Below are 19,806 nucleotides of genomic sequence, written 5' to 3' on the forward strand. Positions count from 1 at the left end.
TTTAATCCTGAAAAAATTGTTAGGCAAATTGGCGTAAGAAACGCACATCATTTTGGTAGAACATACGTAAATCATTGATGCCATAACGCAACATCGCAAAACGCTCTACCCCTAAACCAAAAGCAAAGCCTTTGTATTTATCAGGATCAATCCCTGCGGCACGCAGTACATTTGGATGCACCATGCCACAACCTAAAACTTCTAACCAACGCCCACGCTCATCCATAATATCCACTTCTGCACTCGGCTCTGTGAATGGAAAATAAGAGGGACGGAAACGTACTTTTAAATCTTTTTCAAAGAATTCATTCAGCAGGTTAATTAATAAACCTTTTAATTCAGCAAAGCTGGTATTTTCCGCCACATACAGACCTTCGATCTGATGGAACATCGGAGAATGCGTTTGATCTGAATCACAACGATAGACACGGCCCGGACACACAATACGAATAGGTGGCTGATTACTTTCCATAGTACGAATCTGCACACCCGATGTATGGGTACGAAGTAGATGTGTCGCATCAAAATAGAAAGTATCATGCATAGCACGTGCTGGATGATGTCCCGGAATATTTAGCGCTTCAAAGTTATGATAATCGTCTTCAACTTCAGGCCCATGTGCAACTTGGAAACCCGCTTTGGTAAAGAACTGGCAAATGCGCTCTTGAACTTGAGTAACAGGATGGATACTCCCCATGCGTTGACCGCGACCAGGTAAAGTAATATCAATCGTTTCACTTGCTAATTTTTTTTCAAGTTCGGCTTGCTGTAAGGCCTGTTGACGCTCAGTCAAAGCAGCATTGATTGCTTCACGAACAGCGTGGATCGCAGCACCTTGTACTTTCCGCTCTTCAGGATCCATTTTTCCAAGTGCTTTCGACTGTTCTGCAAGCTGGCTTTTCTTCCCTGTAAATTGAACTCGAACTTGATCGAGTGCAGCAAGGTCTTGAGCCGCTGCAATGGCAGCAAGCGCTTCAGTGGTCAGGGCTTCCAGTGACATAGTAACTCTCAAAGCAACAAATTATAGAAATATAATAAAACGCTATAGTTTATCAGCTTTTTATCTATTTTTTGAAGATTAAGCCGATTGAAAAAACATATACCGCAACAATTTGATAAAATCGCCATTACCGCTAAAAAACCAAGAGTAAAAACAATGGCGCTCGATCAAATCTGGAAAGCACAATTGACGCTTGTCACCTATGGCAATGAGTTTTTACAGCAAGACTTAAGTATTAATGATTGGATTAACCATCCTATCTTTGCTCAACATCATTTGGTTTTTCGTGATTTAGCGTCTCAACAGCTTTTGGCACAACATTTTCGAGTTTGGTTAGAAGCATTAAAACAACAAGGGGTAGATAAACTAAGCCTACATAATTCAAGCATTCTCGATGAAGAAAGCAACCCCAATCCAAACGTTGAATTACTTCCCTACGCTCACTTTATTGTCAGTCATCAAGGCAAAAATAAAGCGGCATGGATTTGCGGTCATGAACTTGCAGAATGGCACCCTTATGACCATCCCTTTACAGCTCCCGCTACACAACAAATTAAATTCAGACAAGAGATTTTTTGGCGTTATCCACTCAATGAAAAACTGTCTAAAAAAATTACTTCAGATTTAAAAGATAATGATTGGCATGAAATAGAGAAATTTATTGATCAAGAGCTTTTCAACCATAAATGTGCAAAAAACTTCTTAGAGTCAGAACAAGTGGAGCTACCTTTTTATGGCTATGAGCTAGAACAAAGCCATTTAGATAAAACGGTCTTAGCTATTATTCCTACAACCTATCAAGCAGAGTCAGCCCATCAATTGATGCATCGTATGTCCGCGCTCACAGGTTTCATTGAGTGTCAACGCCTCAATCCATATGATAATGAAGGTGAAATCATTAGCCCTGAACAACAAATTGTCTTACGCAACTTTGCACAAAAAATAGATGATGTATTTGGCAGACTTATTACTAAGATTGCCAATCATTATAAAAATATTGATTTTGAAATGCCGATGGAACCTTATGATCGAACTATGGATGTTCCAGTCGGATCAGCTTCCACAAGTTCATACAAGACCAATCACTCCAGCGTGATTAAACTGGTGCTGATCACGGTCGTAATATGTGTGTTGGCTTATTATTTTGGGCTTTAATATTCAGTATAATCCAGCTCATCTTCGTCAATATTAATGAAGTTTGGTTCAGGAGTTTGCTCAAATCGCACCGCTAGAATCTCAGTTTGCTTAAGTAAGCTTGCTTTAGCAACATGATGCATCCCATCCATGACCCGACCCTCAGCACACAAGATAATGGGATAACTGAGATCTGCATCCTAAACTAATTGAAAATGCTCAATGATTTGCTGTGTCGTTGGATATTGATCTGGAAACCAATAGGCTTCGTTGAGTTCCTGAATATCAACCCTATTTAGCCAAAAGTTGTGCTCGAACCTGCATAAGTGCAAAACCGAGCAAATTTAAGCCCTTCCACAAACTAGGGTCTTGCACATGCTCGTGGTCTTGCGCCATACCAATACCCCAAACCCGATCAACAGGTGACGCTTCAACTAAAATAAGGTCATTGGTGGCAATTAAAAAATCTCTCAATTCTGAATACTGCGAGAATTTCGCCAAGTTTGCCTCTACCACGATTTCAAAACGTTTTTCCTGCCACACCTGTTCATCGTAGTTAAGTACTTTACGACCTAACTGTTTTGCTTCATTCGGATGTTTGACTTTCAAAATCTGATTAAATATTTCATCATCGTTAAAGAGTTTAGCTTTTTGTGCCATCATATAATGTTCAGCGGTGAGATATTCAACCCCATTCTGTGTAAATGGTGATGGAAACCACTGACTAAAACAACTCTTATCAACCATATTTGTTTGCTTTGGAGTATGCCCCCAAAAATATAAATATTTAAAAAAATGACCTTGTTGGACTTGTTGAATTAAATCATTTAAAAAAATTTCATCTTGCATATTATATCTCTCTACTTATTATCTATTATTTAGACCGAATGTTCTAAAAATAAAAAAGACCGCTAAAAAGCGGTCTCTTTTGAATCTCTAAGCTTATGCAGCTAATGCACCTTTAGCTTTTTCAGCTAAAGCAGCAAATGCAACTGCATCATGCATAGCGATGTCAGCTAATACACGACGGTCGATGATTACTTGAGCTTTTTTCAAGCCATCAATCATGCGGCTATAAGACAAACCGTTAAGACGAGCACCAGCATTGATACGCGCAATCCATAAAGCACGGAATTGACGTTTCTTCTGACGACGGTCACGGTAAGCATATTGACCAGCTTTGATTACTGCTTGGAACGCTACGCGATAAACGCGTGAACGAGCACCATAGTAACCTTTAGCGCGAGCAAGAATTTTCTTGTGACGACGATGCGCCACTACACCACGTTTTACACGAGCCATTTATAATCTCCTTAGATGTATGGGCACATACGACGAACTGATGCAACATCACTTACGTGAACCATTACACAGCCGCGCAATTGACGAATACGCTTAGCAGATTTTTTGGTCAAAATGTGGCGTTTGAACGCTTGTTTACGCTTAAAACCGTTAGCAGTCGCTTTAAAGCGTTTAGCTGCACCACGGCGAGTTTTCATCTTAGGCATAACAACCTCTTTTGAACACCTGTTCGGAACGTTTGCACCATTGCAAAAACGACCTGCAGGTAAGGGAGGCAGTATCATATAGTATTTTTGCTTAAAACTAAAGCAAAAATTATGGGTTCAAAGCCGAGCATTCGAGATGCCTTTGCAGATTTGATAAAGCCCTCAATACTCCCCTCAATAAGCTTACGGACTGAGAAATTCAGCTAAATAACCCTAAATATAAAGCATACATAAATAGATAACGCCCGCCTTTGGCAATCGTCACAATCAATAAAAATCGTCCAAACTTTTCTTTCATTAATCCAGCAATTAAGGTGATCGGATCCCCAATCACAGGTACCCAACTCAAAAGTAAGGAATAAAAACCATATTTATGATAAATCTGCTGAGCTTGTTCTAAACGAGGTTGAGAAACTGGAAACCATTTTTTATCTTTAAAATGTTCTATTTTTAGCCCCAACCACCAATTCACACATGAACCTAGTACATTACCAATGGTTGCCACGAGAAGTAAATAAAAGGGATTTGAAAGACCTTGTACTAATAGCGTCATTAAGACGGCTTCTGACTGTAAAGGAAGTAACGTTGCAGCCCCAAAAGCGGATATAAATAATAAGAAATAAGACATCAATTCAAAGTTTCACTCAGACTTGGGCAAAGCATACAGGCATTACCCAAAGAACATAACTTGTAATTATTGATTTAAAGCTAATTTTTCCCACAGTTGTTGCAATTGCTCTTTTTCAAGATTAATTCGCAAAACAGTTTTCATGGTTTCCTCAAAATCACTAAAAGTAGATAAAATCTTTTTATCCGACCTTTCTTTGCCATGTATTCTTAATACACGGTCTTTTAAAGTCATTCTACTCTCTGAATTGACCGTAAATAACATCAAATGCTGTGTAAACAATGATTCAGGTGATGTGGATATATACCAATTTGCAATCATAGCATCGGCTGGGGCAATCTTTTGCTCAGGATTAATGGCATATACATTGACCCATTCATCATGCAGAAAGACTTGCAACATATATTTCATATCCGTCAGCTGCGAAGCATCAATTCCACACGCTGCAATATCAACGAATCTGAAAGGCTCTAATGGCGTTGGCTGCATTTTCCCGATCGCCTCAAAAGACAAAATGGTTGTCGGTGTCATGCCACCAAACCCTGGATCATATAAAAATAATTGTTGATCAAGTCGAACCAATGTTACCAAGTGCGTGCGTACTGGCGCTACGGTGTGGGTACTTTGATAATACACTCGACCTAACACGTTAAATGCGTCATATCCCAATTCAGTTAACGCAATTCTGGTTAACGTACTGTGTTCTAAACAATATCCTTCCCGATTTTCAATTAATAACTTCTGAACAAGTCGATCAGGTTCTAATGAAACCTCTTCTCCCAAAAAAGAAGCAATATTACCAAAAGGAATGTGCTGCACATGCAAGCTTAATAAGGTCTTTAGATTATCCTGCGTCGGTGTGAAGTCGCCTTCAAAACCAAGCTTATTTAAATAACGTGTTGAAATTATTTGCTTCATGACTGACTATGCTTTTTATGATTAAACTATCCTATAATGATCAAGCCAATTTTAGTTTAAAAATTACACAACTATAAAATAGTCATTCACACCCTGATTAGATTACGGTTTTTGAAATGTCTAATCCTTCATCCGAGCTAACTTGGATCGAATAACATAAGTAAGGATTGAGAAAAGAAATGGGAAAATAAAAGCCATCCAGAAGGTGAGATCTGAGGTTACAATTTCTTGGTACAAGGTGAGTTGAGTATCCCCATCTGAAACTGCCGCCCAGTCAATGGATACCGTATGATCAAGATAAGTGCTTAACAATAACGACAGGCTTAAAAAGCCCACGAAAAGCCAAGTGCTATAATATGAGTTTCTAGTTTCCACCTGTAGCCAAGCAAATAACGAAGAAAATAAAAGCCCTAAAACACCAATCAAAACAAATACCAAAATCCCTAAATTATCCTCGGAATAGTGATTTTGCAGCTGAGCGCAAAGGATTGCTGTGATGAAGAGCAATCCCATTGCAATTGCCCAATGCTTAAAATAGCTGTGCCATCCAATGCCCTGATTCATCCAACTTTTATTGACAAGGCTTTTTGTATCGCAGGTCGAGCGGTTAGGCGCTCAATATAATCTTTCACATAAGGATAATCTTCGAGTTGAATACCTTGCCACTCATAACGTAATGCCCAAGGTAAAATCGCCATATCCGCAATTGAATATTCTCCCGCAACAAATTTCTGACCAATCAGCTGTTTATTCAACACCCCATAGAGACGTTTGGTTTCATTGATATAACGATCAATCGCATAGGGAATACGTTCAGCAGCAAACTTATTAAAATGATGATTTTGCCCAAGCATTGGCCCGAATCCACCCATTTGCCACATCAACCATTGCTCAACTTCAACACGTTCTTGCTCATCACTTGGATAGAACAACCCAGTTTTGCGACCCAGATATTGTAGTATCGCACCAGACTCAAATACAGAAATCGATTCGCCACGTGGTCCATTCTGATCAACAATCGCAGGAATTTTATTATTCGGAGAGATTCTTAAAAAGTCAGGCTGAAACTGATCATTCTCTAAAATATTGATAGGGAAAATTTGATATGCAAGTCCCATTTCTTCTAAAGCAATTGTTATTTTATGCCCATTGGGTGTACCCCAATAATATAAGTCAATCATTTATATTATCCTATTCATCGTTATCATGACTGTTTATGGCGTTATAGCATATTTAATCAGCGCTTCGTATTATTCCAATACGAAACAAAACAATAAAATGCACCTTTTCAATGGGCTGGTGTAAGAAAACTACTGGCTTGCTAAGTATGCTTTGGCTTTTTCACCGACAAACCGACGCCCCGCATTTTCGCCATCGATCCATTCTTCAACCGTAAATAAGTTGAATAATCCAACTTTAACCAAAGTGGGAATAGCCAGCGCCAACTCCTGTTCAACCTCACCACGTGCACCTGCATTATATAAATCAATGTTATGCAACATGGTTGCTACAGTTCCAGTTTGAACCTGACTACCATCCTTTAATCTAACTTGCGGTAAAATCTCTCCATCCTGTACCACTTTTTGATTTATTTCAGATAATTCATGTGTACCATTTATCGTAGACATTCGCGTGTGCCTCTATAGAAATAGTTTAATATTCAAGTAAATTTATCATGAATTAGCTTAAAAATTTAATGATTATCGTTATTGAGTAAATATTTTTTGCAAAAAAAAGCACCGCTTATTGCGGTGCTTTTTTATCAAGAAAAATTACTTTTTCTTTTTCGGGCCCAATAACATGCCCATTTGACGGCCTTCCATTTTTGGAGCTTGTTCAACAACGCCAAATTCAGCCACATCGCCCTCAATTTTTTGCAATTGAGCTAAACCAAGCTGTTGGTGTGCCATTTCACGACCACGGAAACGCAAAGTAATTTTCACCTTATTTCCTTCTTCAAGGAAACGTAAAATTGCACGCAATTTTACTTGATAATCACCCACATCCGTCGCAGGACGTAACTTGATTTCTTTCACTTGCACTTGATGCTGTTTTTTCTTCGCATCTTTTTGCTTTTGCTTTAAGTCAAATAAGTGCTTGTTGTAGTCCATGATTTTACAAACAGGAGGTTCTGCATTAGCAACGATCTCAACAAGGTCAAGATGGGCTTCTTCAGCAGCACGCAACGCTTCAGTTAATGAAACGACTCCTTTTTGCTCACCATCTGCTGCAACGAGACGTACTTCTTTCGCACGAATCTCATCGTTGATGGCAGGACGGTTACTTTTAGCACCTTGTTGTTGGTTACGGTCAGGCTGTTTAATCTTTATTACTCCACGATATACCGGCCACGTTCGGCAACGGCAGATTTCACTAAGTCAATAAATGCATCGATTGACATAGTACCTAAATTTTTTCCTGAGCGAGTACGCACGTTTACGGTACCTTCTTCAACTTCTCGATCACCAAGAACCAAAAGATAAGGAATACGCTCTAGGGTACGCTCACGAATCTTAAATCCGATCTTTTCATTTCTCAAGTCAGAAATAGTACGAAGACCATTTTCTTTGAGTTTTGCAACCACTTGTTCGCATGCTTCAGCTTGTGAATCGGTAATATTCATTACACAAGCTTGGATAGGAGCAAGCCAAGGTGGCATGAAACCAGCGTAGTGTTCAATTAGTATACCAATAAAACGCTCGAAACTGCCAAGAATTGCACGATGTAACATGACTGGTTGATCACGCTCATTATCTTCTGTGACATAAGATGCATCTAAACGAATCGGCAAATTAAAATCACATTGGATTGTACCGCATTGCCATACACGACCTAAGCAATCTTTTAACGAAAATTCAATTTTCGGGCCATAAAATGCCCCTTCACCTGGTTGCAAGTCCCAAGCCAAGCCAGCATCATCAAGTGCATCGGCCAAAGATTTTTCAGCGATGTCCCAAAGTGCATCATCACCCACACGCTTTTCTGGACGTGTTGATAACTTCATTTGTACTTCTTCAAAGCCAAAATCTTTATAAACATCTAAAGTCAGTTTAATAAAGTCAGCAACTTCTTTACCAATTTGTTCTTTGGTACAGAAAATATGGGCATCGTCTTGCGTAAATCCACGAACACGCATGATGCCGTGCAAAGAACCCGATGGCTCATTACGATGACAAGAACCAAATTCCGCCAAACGAATTGGTAAATCACGGTAAGACTTTAAGCCTTGGTTAAAGACTTGTACGTGACATGGGCAGTTCATTGGCTTCACCGCATAGTTACGACTTTCCGAATGTGTCGTAAACATGTTTTCTGCGTAGTTCGCCGCATGTCCAGATTTTTCCCACAAAGTGAAGTCAACAATTTGTGGTGTCTTAATTTCTAAGTAACCATTGTCTTGTTGAACTTTACGCATGTATTGTTCAAGCACTTGATAAATTGTCCAACCATTTGCATGCCAAAACACCATACCCGGCGCTTCTTCTTGCATATGGAATAAATCTAAAGCTTTACCAATTTTACGATGATCACGCTTTTCGGCTTCTTCAATACGTTTGATATATGCAGCTAACTGTTTTTTATCCGCCCAAGCTGTACCATAAATACGTTGCAGCTGTTCATTCTTCGCATCACCGCGCCAGTATGCACCAGAGATTTTAGTGAGCTTGAATGATTTTAAGAATTTGGTGTTTGGTACGTGTGGTCCACGGCACATATCCAAATAATCTTGATGGTAGTACAAGCCCATTTGTGTTTCTTCAGGCATGTCTGCTATCAAGCGTAACTTGTATTCTTCACCACGCGCTGTGAACTCAGCAACGACTTCATCACGTGGTGTCATTTTCTTAATAACATCATAATCTTGATCGATGAGCTTTTTCATACGCTCTTCAATCGCTGCCATATCATCCAATGTAAATGGACGTGGCATCCAGATGTCGTAGTAGAAACCTTCTTCGATCACAGGACCGATCACCATTTTCGCCTCTGGGAACAATTGCTTAACAGCATGTCCAACCAAGTGCGCACATGAGTGACGAATAATTTCTAAACCTTCTTCATCTTTCGGTGTAATAATCTGAACTGTTGCATCTTCTGTGATGAGATCACAGGCATCCACCAAGCGATCATTGATACGACCTGCTACAGTATTTTTCGCAAGACCCGGACCAATGCTCTGAGCAAGTTCCATTACGGAAATCGGATGATCAAATTGTTTCTGATCACCATTTGGTAAAGTAATGATTGGCATAATAAAATCCTTAAGGAGTGATGCCCTCTACGAAGGAGCATATCACCGCGAGATTATGTATTGAGGTAAACCTCAAAAGATAAAAAACGGCGGATAAAAAGTATCGAAGATTTTACACAGGTTTAGGCAAGGATGAAACCTCTGTGTCAGAAAAACCCAAGTTCATTCAAGGTTTTCTCTCAGACTAAAGCCTAAATGATTTAGATTGAACTAAACACTATGTTGATTAGATAGAGATGACAAAAACATTTAGGGAGCAATACACATGGTCAGTGCTTATGATGAGTTACCACAAACACCCGCAAACTTCGTCGCCTTATCTCCATTACGCTATTTAGAGCGTGCCGCCTATATTTATCCAGATCAAGCTGCGATTATTCATGGTGAGCGCCAAATTACATGGAAACAAACTTATCAGCGCTGTCGTCAATTCGCCCATCAACTCGAAAAATTAGGAATTCAGAAAAATGATACCGTCTCGGTGTTATTACCCAATATCCCTGCCATGATTGAAGCACATTTTGCGGTACCGATGGTTGGTGCGGTTTTAAATACCTTAAACACTCGCCTTGATGCAAAAACCATTGCCTTTATGCTTGAACATGCTGAAGCAAAAGTCCTATTGGTTGATCCTGAATTTCGCCCAATCGCTGAAGAAGCGCTCACACTTATCGCACAAGAAATTATTGTGATTGATGTGTTTGATGCCGAATTCGATGGCGAGCAAATTGCCATTGGACAATACGAATATGAATCTTGGATCGCCCAAGGTGATCCTGAGTTTGAATGGCATTTACCTCAAGATGAATGGGATGCGATCAGTCTAAATTACACCTCAGGCACTACGGGTAATCCCAAAGGTGTGGTCTATCACCATCGAGGAGCCTACCTCAATGCTGCAAGCAATATTTTAGCTTGTGGGATGAAACCACGTGCGGTGTATCTGTGGACACTCCCGCTATTTCACTGCAATGGTTGGTGTTTTGCATGGTCAATTGCAGCCAGTGGTGGTACTAATATTTGCTTACGCCGTGTAGATCCAACACTGGTCTTTAAATATATCGCCAAGCATAAAGTGGATTATTTCTGTGGTGCGCCCATTGTTTTATCGATGCTGATTAATGCACCTCAACAACAAAAAATAGCATTTGAACACCACGTAGAAGTTATGGTAGCGGGTGCCGCGCCTCCCGTTGCCATCATTGAAGGAATGCATCATATCGGCATTAATGTCAATCATGTGTATGGTTTAACCGAGACCTATGGCCCTTCAGCACTTTGCGCTACACAAGCAGGCTGGAGTGATTTATCTATTCAGGAACAAGCTCAACTTCATTCCCGTCAAGGTGTGCCATATCCATTGCAAGACAGTATGCGTGTACTTGATCCCGAGACCATGCAACCTGTGCCTAATGACGGTCAAACTATGGGAGAAATTATGTTCCGTGGCAATATCGTCATGAAAGGTTATTTGAAAAACCCTCAAGCAACGGAAGAGGCATTTAAAGGGGGCTGGTTCCATACCGGTGATTTAGCTGTGTGTCATCCTGACGGCTATGCCAAAATTACCGACCGTTCTAAAGATATTATTATTTCAGGTGGCGAAAATATTTCATCTTTAGAAGTTGAGGATGTGCTCTATCGTCACCCCGCAGTATTAACTGCAGCTGTGGTGGCAAAGCCAGATCCTCGCTGGCAAGAAGTACCATGTGCATTTATTGAATTAAAACAAGGCGCATCTACGTCAACGGAAGAGATCATTGCGCACTGTCACAAAGAGCTTGCTCGCTTTAAAGTTCCTAAAGATATCGTGATTACTGAAATTCCAAAGACATCGACAGGCAAACTACAGAAATTTATTTTACGCGAGTGGGCTAAACAACGCGCGTCAGGTGAGTTTGGAAATTAATCCAAAAAAAAAGAAGTTTCAAATGAAACTTCTTTTTGGTCTTTAGCCTTGTTCAGACAACAACGCCACTTGCTGTACATAATTCACCAATTTAAGTTTAGAGGCTGCAAGCTCTTCTTCACTCACTTCTCGTTTAATATCACGATGAATACGCAATACATGCTGCCGTAAAGTATGGCGTTCAGAGGCATTATAGACTTTACTAAATTCATTAATGATTGGATCACCCTGATCAATCATACGATCGACCCAACGTAACAACTGTGCTTGTTTCTTCGCACCTTGTTGAGGAGTTAGATAAGATAAAATCGTTGTTTCATTTTCATTGCGCAGTAATTTACCAATTCGTAAGAACTGACGACGTTTTGCTTCATATGAACTAATCGTTTGTACATCAAGCAGCGCATCAATTAAACGCTCATCGACAGGCAGCTTTTGAATCTGTTTTGGATTCAATTGAGCCAGTTGTTCACCCAAAGCGGCCATGCGCTGTACCGCTTTTTTTTGCTCAGTTCTACTTGCACGCCCTTCTAATGACTCGAAATCTTCATCGGTATAACGCTGCTGGGTACGACGTGACACTATTACTCTGCCTCATAAAATTTTGCTGCGAACAGCGATTGAATTTCTTCCAGTGCCTTTTCTTCATCAACACCTTCGATGACTAATCTTAATGTGGTGCCCTTACCAGCACCCAACATCAACAACGACATAATATTTTTTGCATCAACCAACTTATCGCCCTTACCAATTTGAATAAAAGAACGAAACTTCGTTGTCACTTCAATAAGTTTACCAGATGCGCGTGCGTGTAAGCCGAGTTTATTAATTACATCAATTGTTGTGTCTATCATGACCAGTGCTTCATTTCTCTATGTAAGATTTGGACAGCCCATTTTGCCTCAAGGGCTTGTTTGAGTCTATCCACAATATAAACTGAACGATGTTGCCCTCCAGTACACCCCACTGAAATGGTCATATAGTGGCGATGTCCTTCTGCAAATGCAGGCAACCATTTCTCTAAAAAAGTATAAATATCTTCAAACATTTCATCCGTTTGTTGACTACTTTCTAAGAAACGACGTACAGGCTCATCCAAGCCTGAAAAACGTCGTAATTCTAAATCCCAATGCGGGTTAGGTAAATGACGTACATCAAATACATAATCAGCATCAAGTGGGATACCGTGCTTATAACCAAAGGATTGCAAAATAACAATCAAATTATTCGACTGTCCAAGTTTGGACAACAAAATATGCTTTAAATCATGGACACTTTTATCCGTGGTATCAATATGTACATTTGATCGAAATTGTATCGGAATCAGTAACTGTTTTTCTTCCTGTATACATTGCAACAGGCTATTAAAACGATTCGCCAAAGGATGTGGTCTTCGTGACGCACTAAAACGCGCAATCAAATTTTGATCTTGCGTGGTTAAGTAAATAATATCCACTGAACCATGTTTTTGTAATTGGTCGAAAACTTGATCGAACTCTTGCATATCTGCACGAGTACTTCGAACATCGACACCTAAAGCAAGTTGTTCCAGATTATTTTCACGATCCAGTTTTGCCACTATTTCAGGCAACAATGCCAAAGGTAAGTTATCTATACAATAATATCCCAGATCTTCGAGCACTTGTAATGCAGAGGATTTCCCTGAGCCAGATTGTCCTGTGACGATAAGAATACGCTTCATGGCATTTTGCCCTTTTTATTTTTCAAGTTCTAAGTTTTAAAATGTATTTGTAAATTATCAATCAAACGTGTTGCACCTAGTTTTGCAGCAATAAATAAAACCAAATCTTGGTCAAATCGTTCTATAGGTTGCAAGTTGGTTTGCCGAGCTTCCACATAATCCACAATGAACCCTGCGTGTGTCAATTGAGCAGAGACATTTGCTAACACTTGGGAAAGTGCTTGTCCCTCATGCAATTGTTGCTCAGCTTGTTTTAACGATTGATAAATTGTAGGTGCAACAGCTCGTTGTTGTTCAGACAAATATCCATTGCGTGAGCTTAATGCCAAACCATCTTCAGCGCGCACAATCGGCACACCAATGACTTCAAGTGGCATGTTCAAGTCTTGAACCAATTGACGAATCACAGCCAACTGTTGATAGTCTTTTTCACCAAAGAAGGCGTAGTCAGGTTGTACAATATTGAATAACTTAGTAACAACAACAGCAACCCCGTCAAAGTGTCCTGGACGTGACTGACCACACAAATCATCAGTAATTTGAGCTACACTGATATTTGTTAAACGAGGGTGCTTGCCATACATTTGCTCGACAGAAGGCGCAAAAATAATATCGCAACCCACATCAGCCAATAGCCGACTATCTTGCTCTAAAGTACGAGGATAGCTATCAAAATCTTCGCCTACACCAAACTGAATAGGATTGACGAAAATACTAACCACCACCACATCGCAGATCTTTTTTGCAGCACGCACTAAAGTCAAATGACCTTCGTGCAAATTTCCCATTGTAGGTACAAAACCAATCATTTTTTTTGCAGTACGCGCAGGTGCAAGTGACGCAGTTAAGCCTTGTATGGTTGTTTCTGTTTTCATGAATCAAAGCTCAACTTGGAAAGTATGTTCTTTTGCTGGGAAAGACTGATCTTGAACGGCTGCATGATACGCTTTAAATGCATCTAAAATTGCAGTTTCACCGGCCTGCTCTTTCATGAAATTACGTACAAAACGCGCAACACGTCCAAAAGTTAAGCCCAACATATCTTGTGCAACGAGAACTTGTCCATCGGTTTCATTTCCTGCACCAATGCCAATTACAGGTGTATTCGGGAATAATTCAGCAATTTCTTTACCGAGTTGAGCTGGCACACATTCAAGCAGTAAAACAGCAGCACCGGCATCCACAACCGCTTGGCAGTCAGCAATCAGTTGATCTGCTGCTTCACGTGTTCTTGCCTGAAGCTTATACCCCCCAAACACGTGGACGGATTGCGGTGTTAAACCCAAGTGCACACAAACAGGAACGCCATTACGGGTCAAAACCTGAACCAACTCACTCAGCCAAGCACCACCTTCAATCTTGATCATTTGCGCGCCAACTTGCATGACCGCTTTGGCATTTTTCAAACCATCTTCAAGTGTCGCATAGCTCATGAAGGGTAAGTCCGTCATAATGAGGGCATGAGCATTACCACGGCGCACAGCGGCTGTATGATAAGCCATATCTTCAACCGTGACAGGAAGTGTTGAATCTCTTCCCTGAATCGCCATTCCGAGAGAATCACCGATTAAAATCGTATCAATTTCAGCCAGTTCCATTGCTTTCGCCATACTTGCATCGTAACAAGTTAGGCAAGAAAACTTGCGTCCTTCGGCTTTAAACTTTCTTAAGTCACTTAGACTAATCATGATGATGTCCTCTACAGGCATTTCCAGAACAAAATAATCTTAAGCGGTTGCCCAAGACTGATTTGCAACTACAGTCAAGTTTGCTTGCTGTACCAGTTCTAAATCTTTTAACGAATGACCATTTAACTGTAAATGAGCATCTAAATCTAATAAAGGGATAATCACAAAATCACGCTCAAGAAGGCCAATATGAGGCACAGTCAAACGTTCATTGTGAATTTGTTCCTGACCATAGATCAACAAATCTAGGTCAAGGGTACGTTCGCCCCAACGACGTAAACGTACACGCCCTGCTTCTTGCTCAAAGTGTTGTAATTGATCTAATAAAGCTAGAGGCGCAAGTGTGGTATCCAGTTGAACAACCGCGTTTAAGAAATTAGGTTGATCTTGAGGTCCCATCGGTGGGCTTTGATAGAGCTTGGAAACCTTTACAGAGCCTAAAGTCTCAAGTTTCGCAACAGCTTCATTTAAAATCTGCTGCGAATCTCCTAAATTACTTCCAAGACCAATAAAAGTGCGAATTGTCATTGCGTTGGTCCAAATACCACTTGACTTAAATCACGTTGAACACGCTTACGCTTGAGAATCGGATGATCCGCATGAATCTGATGAGGATCCATCGTTGCTTTTTCAATAAAACGATTCGCAGATTCAGTTGTTCTCACCCGCTCTTTTTTAGCACGACGATTTCTTGGTTCTGGTTCATTCACTAAAGGCTCTATTTCACTCACTTTAGCTTCATCCGCATCAGCAACCTTGCGACGAGTTCGAGTGCGCTGACGATTGTACTGACGAATTGCCGCTTCTTTTTGATCAACCGACATTTCTTGGTAGTTTTCCCACCAAACACCCATACCTTCAGTTTGGGTATCACCAGATTTCTCACGAAGTAACAAGAAATCGAATCCAGCACGGAACCTTGCATGTCCAGCCAAAGCTTCTATTTGCTGTGGTTTTGGATTCAACAAACGCGTTTGCATTTCCCAAACTTCACGGATAAAAGTTTCAGCAAAGCGTGGAATAATGGTACGGGTTGCTTGACGCTTCAATACATCAAGTCCAGCTTGAGCACGTGCTTCAGCAGGAACAATCCCTTTATTCAAATAAAAATCACAACGCTCTATAAATGGTTTCCATAACAATACTGCATAAAAGAATGCAGGATTAATGGTTTTACCAATTTGAATCCGTTGATCAGTATTTCGGGCTGCACGCTCTATAAATGCGGTGATATTTGGTGGAATTTCAGCAAATAACTGCTTCCACACCCCAAAATCAATCAACATCGGTAACACACGTGTTAAGTGTCCCATGGTAAAGAGCTTTTGCGATTCATCATATAAACGATGTGGCGAAACATCACGCAATAGCTGCGTCATGTCTGGATTAAATACATCGAGAATAGATTGATCAATTTGAAAATTCAGTTTCGCCGCAAAGCGTAAAGCTCGCAACATACGCACTGGATCTTCTTCAAAACGTTGTGCAGGTTCACCGAGAAAACGTAATGTACGTGACTTTACATCTTCAACAGCATTGCAAAAATCCAGCACAATGCCTTGACGAGGCTGATAATACAAAGTGTTGATTGAGAAATCTCGACGTGCGAAATCCTGCTCAATCGTTCCCCAATTATTATCACGAAGAATCATACCAGATGCACTGGTGACTGCTTTTTTAGGGGGGGCACGGAAAGTCGCAACCTCAATGAGTTCGCGACCAGAATAAACATGTGCTAATTCGAAACGTCGCCCAATAATCCGGCAACGTCGACCAAAAACTTCTTTCACTTGAGCTGGTGTCGCATCCGTAACTGCATCGAAATCCTTAGGATTAAGACCTAACATTAAGTCGCGAACACCACCACCCACAATATATGCCGCATAGCCAGCTTTCGTCAGGCTATCAATCACATCTAATATGGAGGAAGGAAGTTGAGTTGTGGATAACCCACATTTTGACGCACGCAAAGTTTGCAAAAGACACTGTCTCCTACGTCAGGACGTAAATAACAATTTGTCGCTAATCATAGCTCTAACACACACAAAGGGCAATTTATTCTGTTGAAGATTCAGCAGATCGATGTGTTTAATGCGTGATTTCATCCCAAAATCCACTTTAAAGTATCAGTCTTGCTTTATTCTTCTCAAGTAACTTTGACCCTATTCCTTTTACATTCATAAGTTCATCAACCATTTTAAAACCACCATTCTTTTGACGATACTCAACAATAGCTTGGGCCTTTTTCTCCCCGACACCATCTAAGGTTTGCAACTGCTGTAAGTTCGCTTGATTTAAACTAATTTTATCACCACGAATATTTACAGAAGATGAAACCTGCTTGGTACTATGTTGATGTGTCGGTCGCGAAAGATAATAATTATTGTTAGGCTGATTCGCCAATTGTTGATCACGTATTTGCTGCTGCGCTTTCCATTTTTCATAGGATTGATCAAACTGCTGTGCATGAATACTCGGTAAGAAACCCAAGCATAAAAATATGCACAAAAAAATATTATGTTTGCTGCTGGGTTGCGGCAAATTCATCGAAGATCCCCTGAGGTTTTAATTGTCGTTTTGCTTGCTCCCATAGTTCATCCATTTCTGCCAAACTCATTTCTTGCAAGTCTTTCTGTTGTCGTTGTGCTTGTTGTTCAATAAAAGCAAAGCGATGTCTAAATTTATGAATCGTTGCCAACAATGCCCTCTCACTTGACAGCCCTAGTTTACGTCCTACATTGATCAAAGAAAATAGACAATCACCAAACTCTTCTTCTATTTCATCGGCTTTTTGGTTTTTTATCGCTTGCTGTAACTCTGCCAATTCCTCATCAAGTTTTGCATAAGCATCTTCAATCGTTTCAAAATCAAAACCGAGTTGTGCTGCTTTGTGCTGGATTTCATGAGCCTGCACCAGTGCAGGTGCATGTTTGATCTCGTCTAAACGCGACTGAGCTTTACCCTGTTTCTCTTGCTGCTTAATTTGTTTCCATAATGCACTGACTTGTTCGGAACTTAGATTTTGAAATTTCTCAGCTTGAAATACATGAGGATGACGGCGAATGAGTTTCTCACTGATCGCATTCACAATATCTTGGAAATCAAATGCGCCTTGCTCACTAAACATCTGTGCTTGAAATACGACTTGGAGTAACAAGTCTCCAAGCTCATTACGAATTTCATCTAAATCCCCCGCTCGGATCGCAGCTTCAACCTCATAAGCCTCTTCAATAGCATAGCGAGTCAAACTGCTTGGTGTTTGTTGTTGATCCCATGGACATTTTTCTCGTAACTGTTGCATGATTTCTAATAACTTTTCCATGATGATCTCCCAAACCCGATAAAGCCAAATTGTTGCAGCATAAAACAGCTTATGCGTAATATACACCCACTCAAGAAATATCAATATAAAGGAAAGCCATGCAATATAGCGTTTTTATCACTGGAGCAGCCCAAGGAATCGGGGCGGAAATCGCTCGACTTTTTCATCAAAAAGGCTTCAGAGTCGGAATCTATGATATCAATGAACAACAGGCCCAAACTTTAGCTCAAGAACTTGGGGAAAATGCTAAAGCCGGATACCTAGATGTGAGCAATGATCAGCAATGGCAAATCGCGCTACAAGAGTTTCAACACTGGGCAGGTGAACTCAATATTTTAATCAATAATGCTGGAATTTTATATTCTGGTGCATTTGAACAGACTTCAATTCAATCACACCAGCGTACAATGGATATTAATATCAAAGGGGTTTTAAACGGCTGTCATACTGCTTTTCCATATCTTAAAAATGCCAGTTTTGCTCGTGTGATTAATCTCTCTTCAGCGTCAGCAATTTATGGTCAAGCGGATTTAGCATCCTATTCTGCCAACAAGTTTGCAGTGCGCGGTTTAACAGAAGCACTCGATGTAGAATGGCAAAAATATAATATTCGCGTGTTAGATGTTATGCCTTTATTTGTAAAAACCGATATGATTAAAAATATGGATGCAGCAAGTATTCAAAATATCGGCGTTGATTTAACTCCAACCGATGTAGCTAAACAGGTATTTAATTTAGCACTACAAAAAAACCATCTCCTCCTCCCAACACATACTCCAGTAGGAATGAAATCAAAACTCATGTATCAACTATCTAGTATTAGTCCACAATTTTTAAATCGGCTCAGCAATTTATTATTATCCAGACAAAATAAATCATTTTAATCGCAGCATTATCCTCAAATAAAATATAGGGTGGACGTTTTCCATAACCCCACCCATATTTGGTTGAAATTTCACATAAAACTCAGTTTTCAAATAAAATGCGATCAAAGAAGAACAAATTTTCATAATTTCAAGGAATATAAAATATATCACACAACCACAAATAAAAAATAAAATAAATTATAAAAATCAATAACATAAAATAAAAACTCTTTATTAAAAACACAATCAATATAACTAAAATTAAGTTAAATAATAATGTAGACAGACAATTCTTTAAAAAAAGTATTAAAAAATAGTGACATTTAAAAACAAATTAAATAGAATCCACCCGCCAAACATATCTTGGTCATTTAACCGAAAACCTTTTAAAGTGTTTATAATATGAAAAAATTATTAGTTTTAACTGCTGCTGCAGCCCTTTCTTTTTCAACTTTTGCAGCAACTGAGGGTAAACCTTTCTCAACGACTGAATTAAGAGCGATGGACTGCCCAACGCTTTCTGTTGAGCAAGCCAATGCGAAACGTGAACTCGCTGCAGCTGAAAAAAATATTGCCAACATTAACGCCAACGCTCAAGCACCTGGTAAAGCAATTAGCAAATGGGCTGGCGTTGCGGGTGGTGCATTAGCTGCATTTGGAGGTAACTCTGAGAAAACAGCGAAAGCAAGTCAAATTGCAAATAATATTGCAGGTGAAGACGATACTTCTGATGTCAACAACCTTTCTGTTCAAGAAGCAGTTAAAGCGAAGGCTCAAACCAATATTGATAATATTGCCACTTATCAAAAAAGCAAAAAATGTAAAATCTAATATAAATATTATGTTCAGATTTATCTGAACATTCATATTTATTGATCA

Annotated in this window: 24 protein-coding genes and 1 pseudogene; 4 read left to right on the forward strand and 21 right to left on the reverse strand. The window is 39.9% G+C overall.

What is annotated here, in order from left to right; genetic code table 11:
* Positions 1-19: 19 nt before the first annotated feature.
* Positions 20-1,000, reverse strand: coding sequence for a phenylalanine--tRNA ligase subunit alpha (gene pheS / locus EXE30_RS13215; protein WP_130162800.1), 981 nt, complete (start codon positions 998-1,000; stop codon positions 20-22).
* A 156-nt stretch (positions 1,001-1,156) separates the two neighbouring features.
* Here pheS and EXE30_RS13220 point away from each other — a divergent pair, with 156 nt between their 5' ends.
* Positions 1,157-2,155 (forward strand): hypothetical protein, encoded by a 999-nt coding sequence (locus EXE30_RS13220; protein ID WP_130162864.1) that lies wholly within the window; start codon positions 1,157-1,159, stop codon positions 2,153-2,155.
* Here the strand turns inward: EXE30_RS13220 and EXE30_RS13225 are convergent.
* The 11 genes and pseudogenes from EXE30_RS13225 to thrS all read right to left on the reverse strand — a co-directional run bounded on the left by EXE30_RS13225 (position 2,152) and on the right by thrS (position 9,440).
* Positions 2,152-2,478: pseudogene (locus EXE30_RS13225) on the reverse strand (hypothetical protein). The gene EXE30_RS13220 and the pseudogene EXE30_RS13225 sit on opposite strands and share 4 nt — an antisense overlap.
* Positions 2,426-2,983, reverse strand: coding sequence for an NADAR family protein (locus EXE30_RS13230; RefSeq protein ID WP_130162801.1), 558 nt, complete (start codon positions 2,981-2,983; stop codon positions 2,426-2,428). Before EXE30_RS13230 ends, EXE30_RS13225 begins: the two are co-directional and overlap by 53 nt.
* Before the next feature lie 93 nt (positions 2,984-3,076).
* Positions 3,077-3,436 (reverse strand): 50S ribosomal protein L20, encoded by a 360-nt coding sequence (rplT, locus tag EXE30_RS13235; RefSeq protein ID WP_004664213.1) that lies wholly within the window; start codon positions 3,434-3,436, stop codon positions 3,077-3,079.
* A gap of 11 nt (positions 3,437-3,447) precedes the next feature.
* On the reverse strand, positions 3,448-3,642 hold the full coding sequence (gene rpmI, locus EXE30_RS13240) for a 50S ribosomal protein L35 (RefSeq protein ID WP_004278281.1): 195 nt from the start codon (positions 3,640-3,642) through the stop codon (positions 3,448-3,450).
* Between the two features lie 199 nt (positions 3,643-3,841).
* The gene (locus tag EXE30_RS13245) at positions 3,842-4,270 is read right to left on the reverse strand and encodes a YqaA family protein (protein WP_130162802.1); all 429 of its coding nucleotides are present in this window, start codon (positions 4,268-4,270) and stop codon (positions 3,842-3,844) included.
* A gap of 66 nt (positions 4,271-4,336) precedes the next feature.
* Entirely contained in the window at positions 4,337-5,188 is an 852-nt protein-coding gene (locus tag EXE30_RS13250; RefSeq protein ID WP_130162803.1) for an arylamine N-acetyltransferase family protein, read from the reverse strand.
* A gap of 120 nt (positions 5,189-5,308) precedes the next feature.
* Positions 5,309-5,752, reverse strand: coding sequence for a hypothetical protein (locus EXE30_RS13255; protein WP_130162804.1), 444 nt, complete (start codon positions 5,750-5,752; stop codon positions 5,309-5,311).
* Entirely contained in the window at positions 5,749-6,369 is a 621-nt protein-coding gene (locus EXE30_RS13260; RefSeq protein WP_130162805.1) for a glutathione S-transferase N-terminal domain-containing protein, read from the reverse strand. Before EXE30_RS13260 ends, EXE30_RS13255 begins: the two co-directional genes overlap by 4 nt.
* Positions 6,370-6,498: 129 nt before the next feature.
* Positions 6,499-6,816 carry a DUF7709 family protein gene (locus tag EXE30_RS13265; RefSeq protein WP_130162806.1) on the reverse strand — a complete coding sequence of 106 codons (318 nt, stop codon included), beginning with the start codon at positions 6,814-6,816 and terminating at the stop codon, positions 6,499-6,501.
* 144 nt (positions 6,817-6,960) lie between these two features.
* Positions 6,961-7,512 (reverse strand): translation initiation factor IF-3, encoded by a 552-nt coding sequence (infC, locus tag EXE30_RS13270; protein ID WP_130162807.1) that lies wholly within the window; start codon positions 7,510-7,512, stop codon positions 6,961-6,963.
* Positions 7,513-7,517: 5 nt separating this feature from the next.
* Positions 7,518-9,440 carry a threonine--tRNA ligase gene (gene thrS, locus EXE30_RS13275; RefSeq protein WP_130162808.1) on the reverse strand — a complete coding sequence of 641 codons (1,923 nt, stop codon included), beginning with the start codon at positions 9,438-9,440 and terminating at the stop codon, positions 7,518-7,520.
* 265 nt (positions 9,441-9,705) lie between these two features.
* On the opposite strand from thrS, the gene EXE30_RS13280 reads away from it, so the two are divergent.
* Positions 9,706-11,349: an acyl-CoA synthetase gene (locus EXE30_RS13280; RefSeq protein ID WP_130162809.1), complete on the forward strand. Its 1,644-nt coding sequence runs from the start codon at positions 9,706-9,708 to the stop codon at positions 11,347-11,349.
* A gap of 42 nt (positions 11,350-11,391) precedes the next feature.
* Here EXE30_RS13280 and yjgA read toward each other — a convergent pair whose 3' ends face one another.
* From yjgA to mazG, 9 genes are all read right to left on the reverse strand, one after another.
* Positions 11,392-11,931, reverse strand: coding sequence for a ribosome biogenesis factor YjgA (gene yjgA, locus EXE30_RS13285; protein WP_130162810.1), 540 nt, complete (start codon positions 11,929-11,931; stop codon positions 11,392-11,394).
* A 2-nt stretch (positions 11,932-11,933) separates the two neighbouring features.
* Positions 11,934-12,203, reverse strand: a complete 270-nt coding sequence (locus EXE30_RS13290; protein WP_130162811.1) for an HPr family phosphocarrier protein — start codon at positions 12,201-12,203, stop codon at positions 11,934-11,936.
* Positions 12,200-13,051, reverse strand: a complete 852-nt coding sequence (rapZ, locus tag EXE30_RS13295) for an RNase adapter RapZ (protein WP_130162812.1) — start codon at positions 13,049-13,051, stop codon at positions 12,200-12,202. The genes EXE30_RS13290 and rapZ overlap by 4 nt, the downstream gene beginning before the upstream one ends.
* Before the next feature lie 29 nt (positions 13,052-13,080).
* A complete protein-coding gene (panC, locus tag EXE30_RS13300; RefSeq protein ID WP_130162813.1) occupies positions 13,081-13,926 on the reverse strand; it encodes a pantoate--beta-alanine ligase in 846 nt (281 codons plus the stop codon).
* Positions 13,927-13,929: 3 nt separating this feature from the next.
* Entirely contained in the window at positions 13,930-14,739 is an 810-nt protein-coding gene (panB, locus tag EXE30_RS13305; protein ID WP_130162814.1) for a 3-methyl-2-oxobutanoate hydroxymethyltransferase, read from the reverse strand.
* Positions 14,740-14,778: 39 nt separating this feature from the next.
* Positions 14,779-15,267, reverse strand: a complete 489-nt coding sequence (gene folK, locus EXE30_RS13310; protein WP_130162815.1) for a 2-amino-4-hydroxy-6-hydroxymethyldihydropteridine diphosphokinase — start codon at positions 15,265-15,267, stop codon at positions 14,779-14,781.
* A complete protein-coding gene (pcnB, locus tag EXE30_RS13315; protein ID WP_130162816.1) occupies positions 15,264-16,718 on the reverse strand; it encodes a polynucleotide adenylyltransferase PcnB in 1,455 nt (484 codons plus the stop codon). Before pcnB ends, folK begins: the two co-directional genes overlap by 4 nt.
* 139 nt (positions 16,719-16,857) lie before the next feature.
* A complete protein-coding gene (locus tag EXE30_RS13320) occupies positions 16,858-17,286 on the reverse strand; it encodes a ComEA family DNA-binding protein (protein ID WP_130162817.1) in 429 nt (142 codons plus the stop codon).
* Positions 17,255-18,061, reverse strand: a complete 807-nt coding sequence (gene mazG, locus EXE30_RS13325) for a nucleoside triphosphate pyrophosphohydrolase (protein ID WP_130162818.1) — start codon at positions 18,059-18,061, stop codon at positions 17,255-17,257. Before mazG ends, EXE30_RS13320 begins: the two co-directional genes overlap by 32 nt.
* Before the next feature lie 98 nt (positions 18,062-18,159).
* Here mazG and EXE30_RS13330 point away from each other — a divergent pair, with 98 nt between their 5' ends.
* Positions 18,160-18,945 (forward strand): SDR family oxidoreductase, encoded by a 786-nt coding sequence (locus EXE30_RS13330; RefSeq protein ID WP_130162819.1) that lies wholly within the window; start codon positions 18,160-18,162, stop codon positions 18,943-18,945.
* 384 nt (positions 18,946-19,329) lie between these two features.
* Positions 19,330-19,758, forward strand: a complete 429-nt coding sequence (locus EXE30_RS13335; RefSeq protein ID WP_005198459.1) for a hypothetical protein — start codon at positions 19,330-19,332, stop codon at positions 19,756-19,758.
* The last annotated feature ends 48 nt before the right edge of the window (positions 19,759-19,806 follow it).

Origin of the sequence: Acinetobacter halotolerans, from assembly GCF_004208515.1 — a bacterium.
GTDB lineage: Bacteria > Pseudomonadota > Gammaproteobacteria > Pseudomonadales > Moraxellaceae > Acinetobacter > Acinetobacter halotolerans.

Excerpts from the sequence above, each read along its gene's own strand:
- EXE30_RS13330 (WP_130162819.1), top strand. The coding sequence starts at position 18,160 with ATGCAATATAGCGTTTTTATCACTGGAGCAGCCCAAGGAATCGGGGCG.
- EXE30_RS13320 (WP_130162817.1), bottom strand. The coding sequence starts at position 17,286 with ATGAATTTGCCGCAACCCAGCAGCAAACATAATATTTTTTTGTGCATA.
- EXE30_RS13245 (WP_130162802.1), bottom strand. The coding sequence starts at position 4,270 with ATGTCTTATTTCTTATTATTTATATCCGCTTTTGGGGCTGCAACGTTA.
- rpmI (WP_004278281.1), bottom strand. The coding sequence starts at position 3,642 with ATGCCTAAGATGAAAACTCGCCGTGGTGCAGCTAAACGCTTTAAAGCG.
- folK (WP_130162815.1), bottom strand. The coding sequence starts at position 15,267 with ATGACAATTCGCACTTTTATTGGTCTTGGAAGTAATTTAGGAGATTCG.
- mazG (WP_130162818.1), bottom strand. The coding sequence starts at position 18,061 with ATGGAAAAGTTATTAGAAATCATGCAACAGTTACGAGAAAAATGTCCA.
- panC (WP_130162813.1), bottom strand. The coding sequence starts at position 13,926 with ATGAAAACAGAAACAACCATACAAGGCTTAACTGCGTCACTTGCACCT.
- EXE30_RS13280 (WP_130162809.1), top strand. The coding sequence starts at position 9,706 with ATGGTCAGTGCTTATGATGAGTTACCACAAACACCCGCAAACTTCGTC.
- EXE30_RS13230 (WP_130162801.1), bottom strand. The coding sequence starts at position 2,983 with ATGCAAGATGAAATTTTTTTAAATGATTTAATTCAACAAGTCCAACAA.
- EXE30_RS13220 (WP_130162864.1), top strand. The coding sequence starts at position 1,157 with ATGGCGCTCGATCAAATCTGGAAAGCACAATTGACGCTTGTCACCTAT.
- rapZ (WP_130162812.1), bottom strand. The coding sequence starts at position 13,051 with ATGAAGCGTATTCTTATCGTCACAGGACAATCTGGCTCAGGGAAATCC.
- EXE30_RS13335 (WP_005198459.1), top strand. The coding sequence starts at position 19,330 with ATGAAAAAATTATTAGTTTTAACTGCTGCTGCAGCCCTTTCTTTTTCA.
- EXE30_RS13250 (WP_130162803.1), bottom strand. The coding sequence starts at position 5,188 with ATGAAGCAAATAATTTCAACACGTTATTTAAATAAGCTTGGTTTTGAA.
- thrS (WP_130162808.1), bottom strand. The coding sequence starts at position 9,440 with ATGCCAATCATTACTTTACCAAATGGTGATCAGAAACAATTTGATCAT.
- panB (WP_130162814.1), bottom strand. The coding sequence starts at position 14,739 with ATGATTAGTCTAAGTGACTTAAGAAAGTTTAAAGCCGAAGGACGCAAG.
- EXE30_RS13290 (WP_130162811.1), bottom strand. The coding sequence starts at position 12,203 with ATGATAGACACAACAATTGATGTAATTAATAAACTCGGCTTACACGCA.
- rplT (WP_004664213.1), bottom strand. The coding sequence starts at position 3,436 with ATGGCTCGTGTAAAACGTGGTGTAGTGGCGCATCGTCGTCACAAGAAA.
- pheS (WP_130162800.1), bottom strand. The coding sequence starts at position 1,000 with ATGTCACTGGAAGCCCTGACCACTGAAGCGCTTGCTGCCATTGCAGCG.
- EXE30_RS13260 (WP_130162805.1), bottom strand. The coding sequence starts at position 6,369 with ATGATTGACTTATATTATTGGGGTACACCCAATGGGCATAAAATAACA.
- EXE30_RS13265 (WP_130162806.1), bottom strand. The coding sequence starts at position 6,816 with ATGTCTACGATAAATGGTACACATGAATTATCTGAAATAAATCAAAAA.
- EXE30_RS13255 (WP_130162804.1), bottom strand. The coding sequence starts at position 5,752 with ATGAATCAGGGCATTGGATGGCACAGCTATTTTAAGCATTGGGCAATT.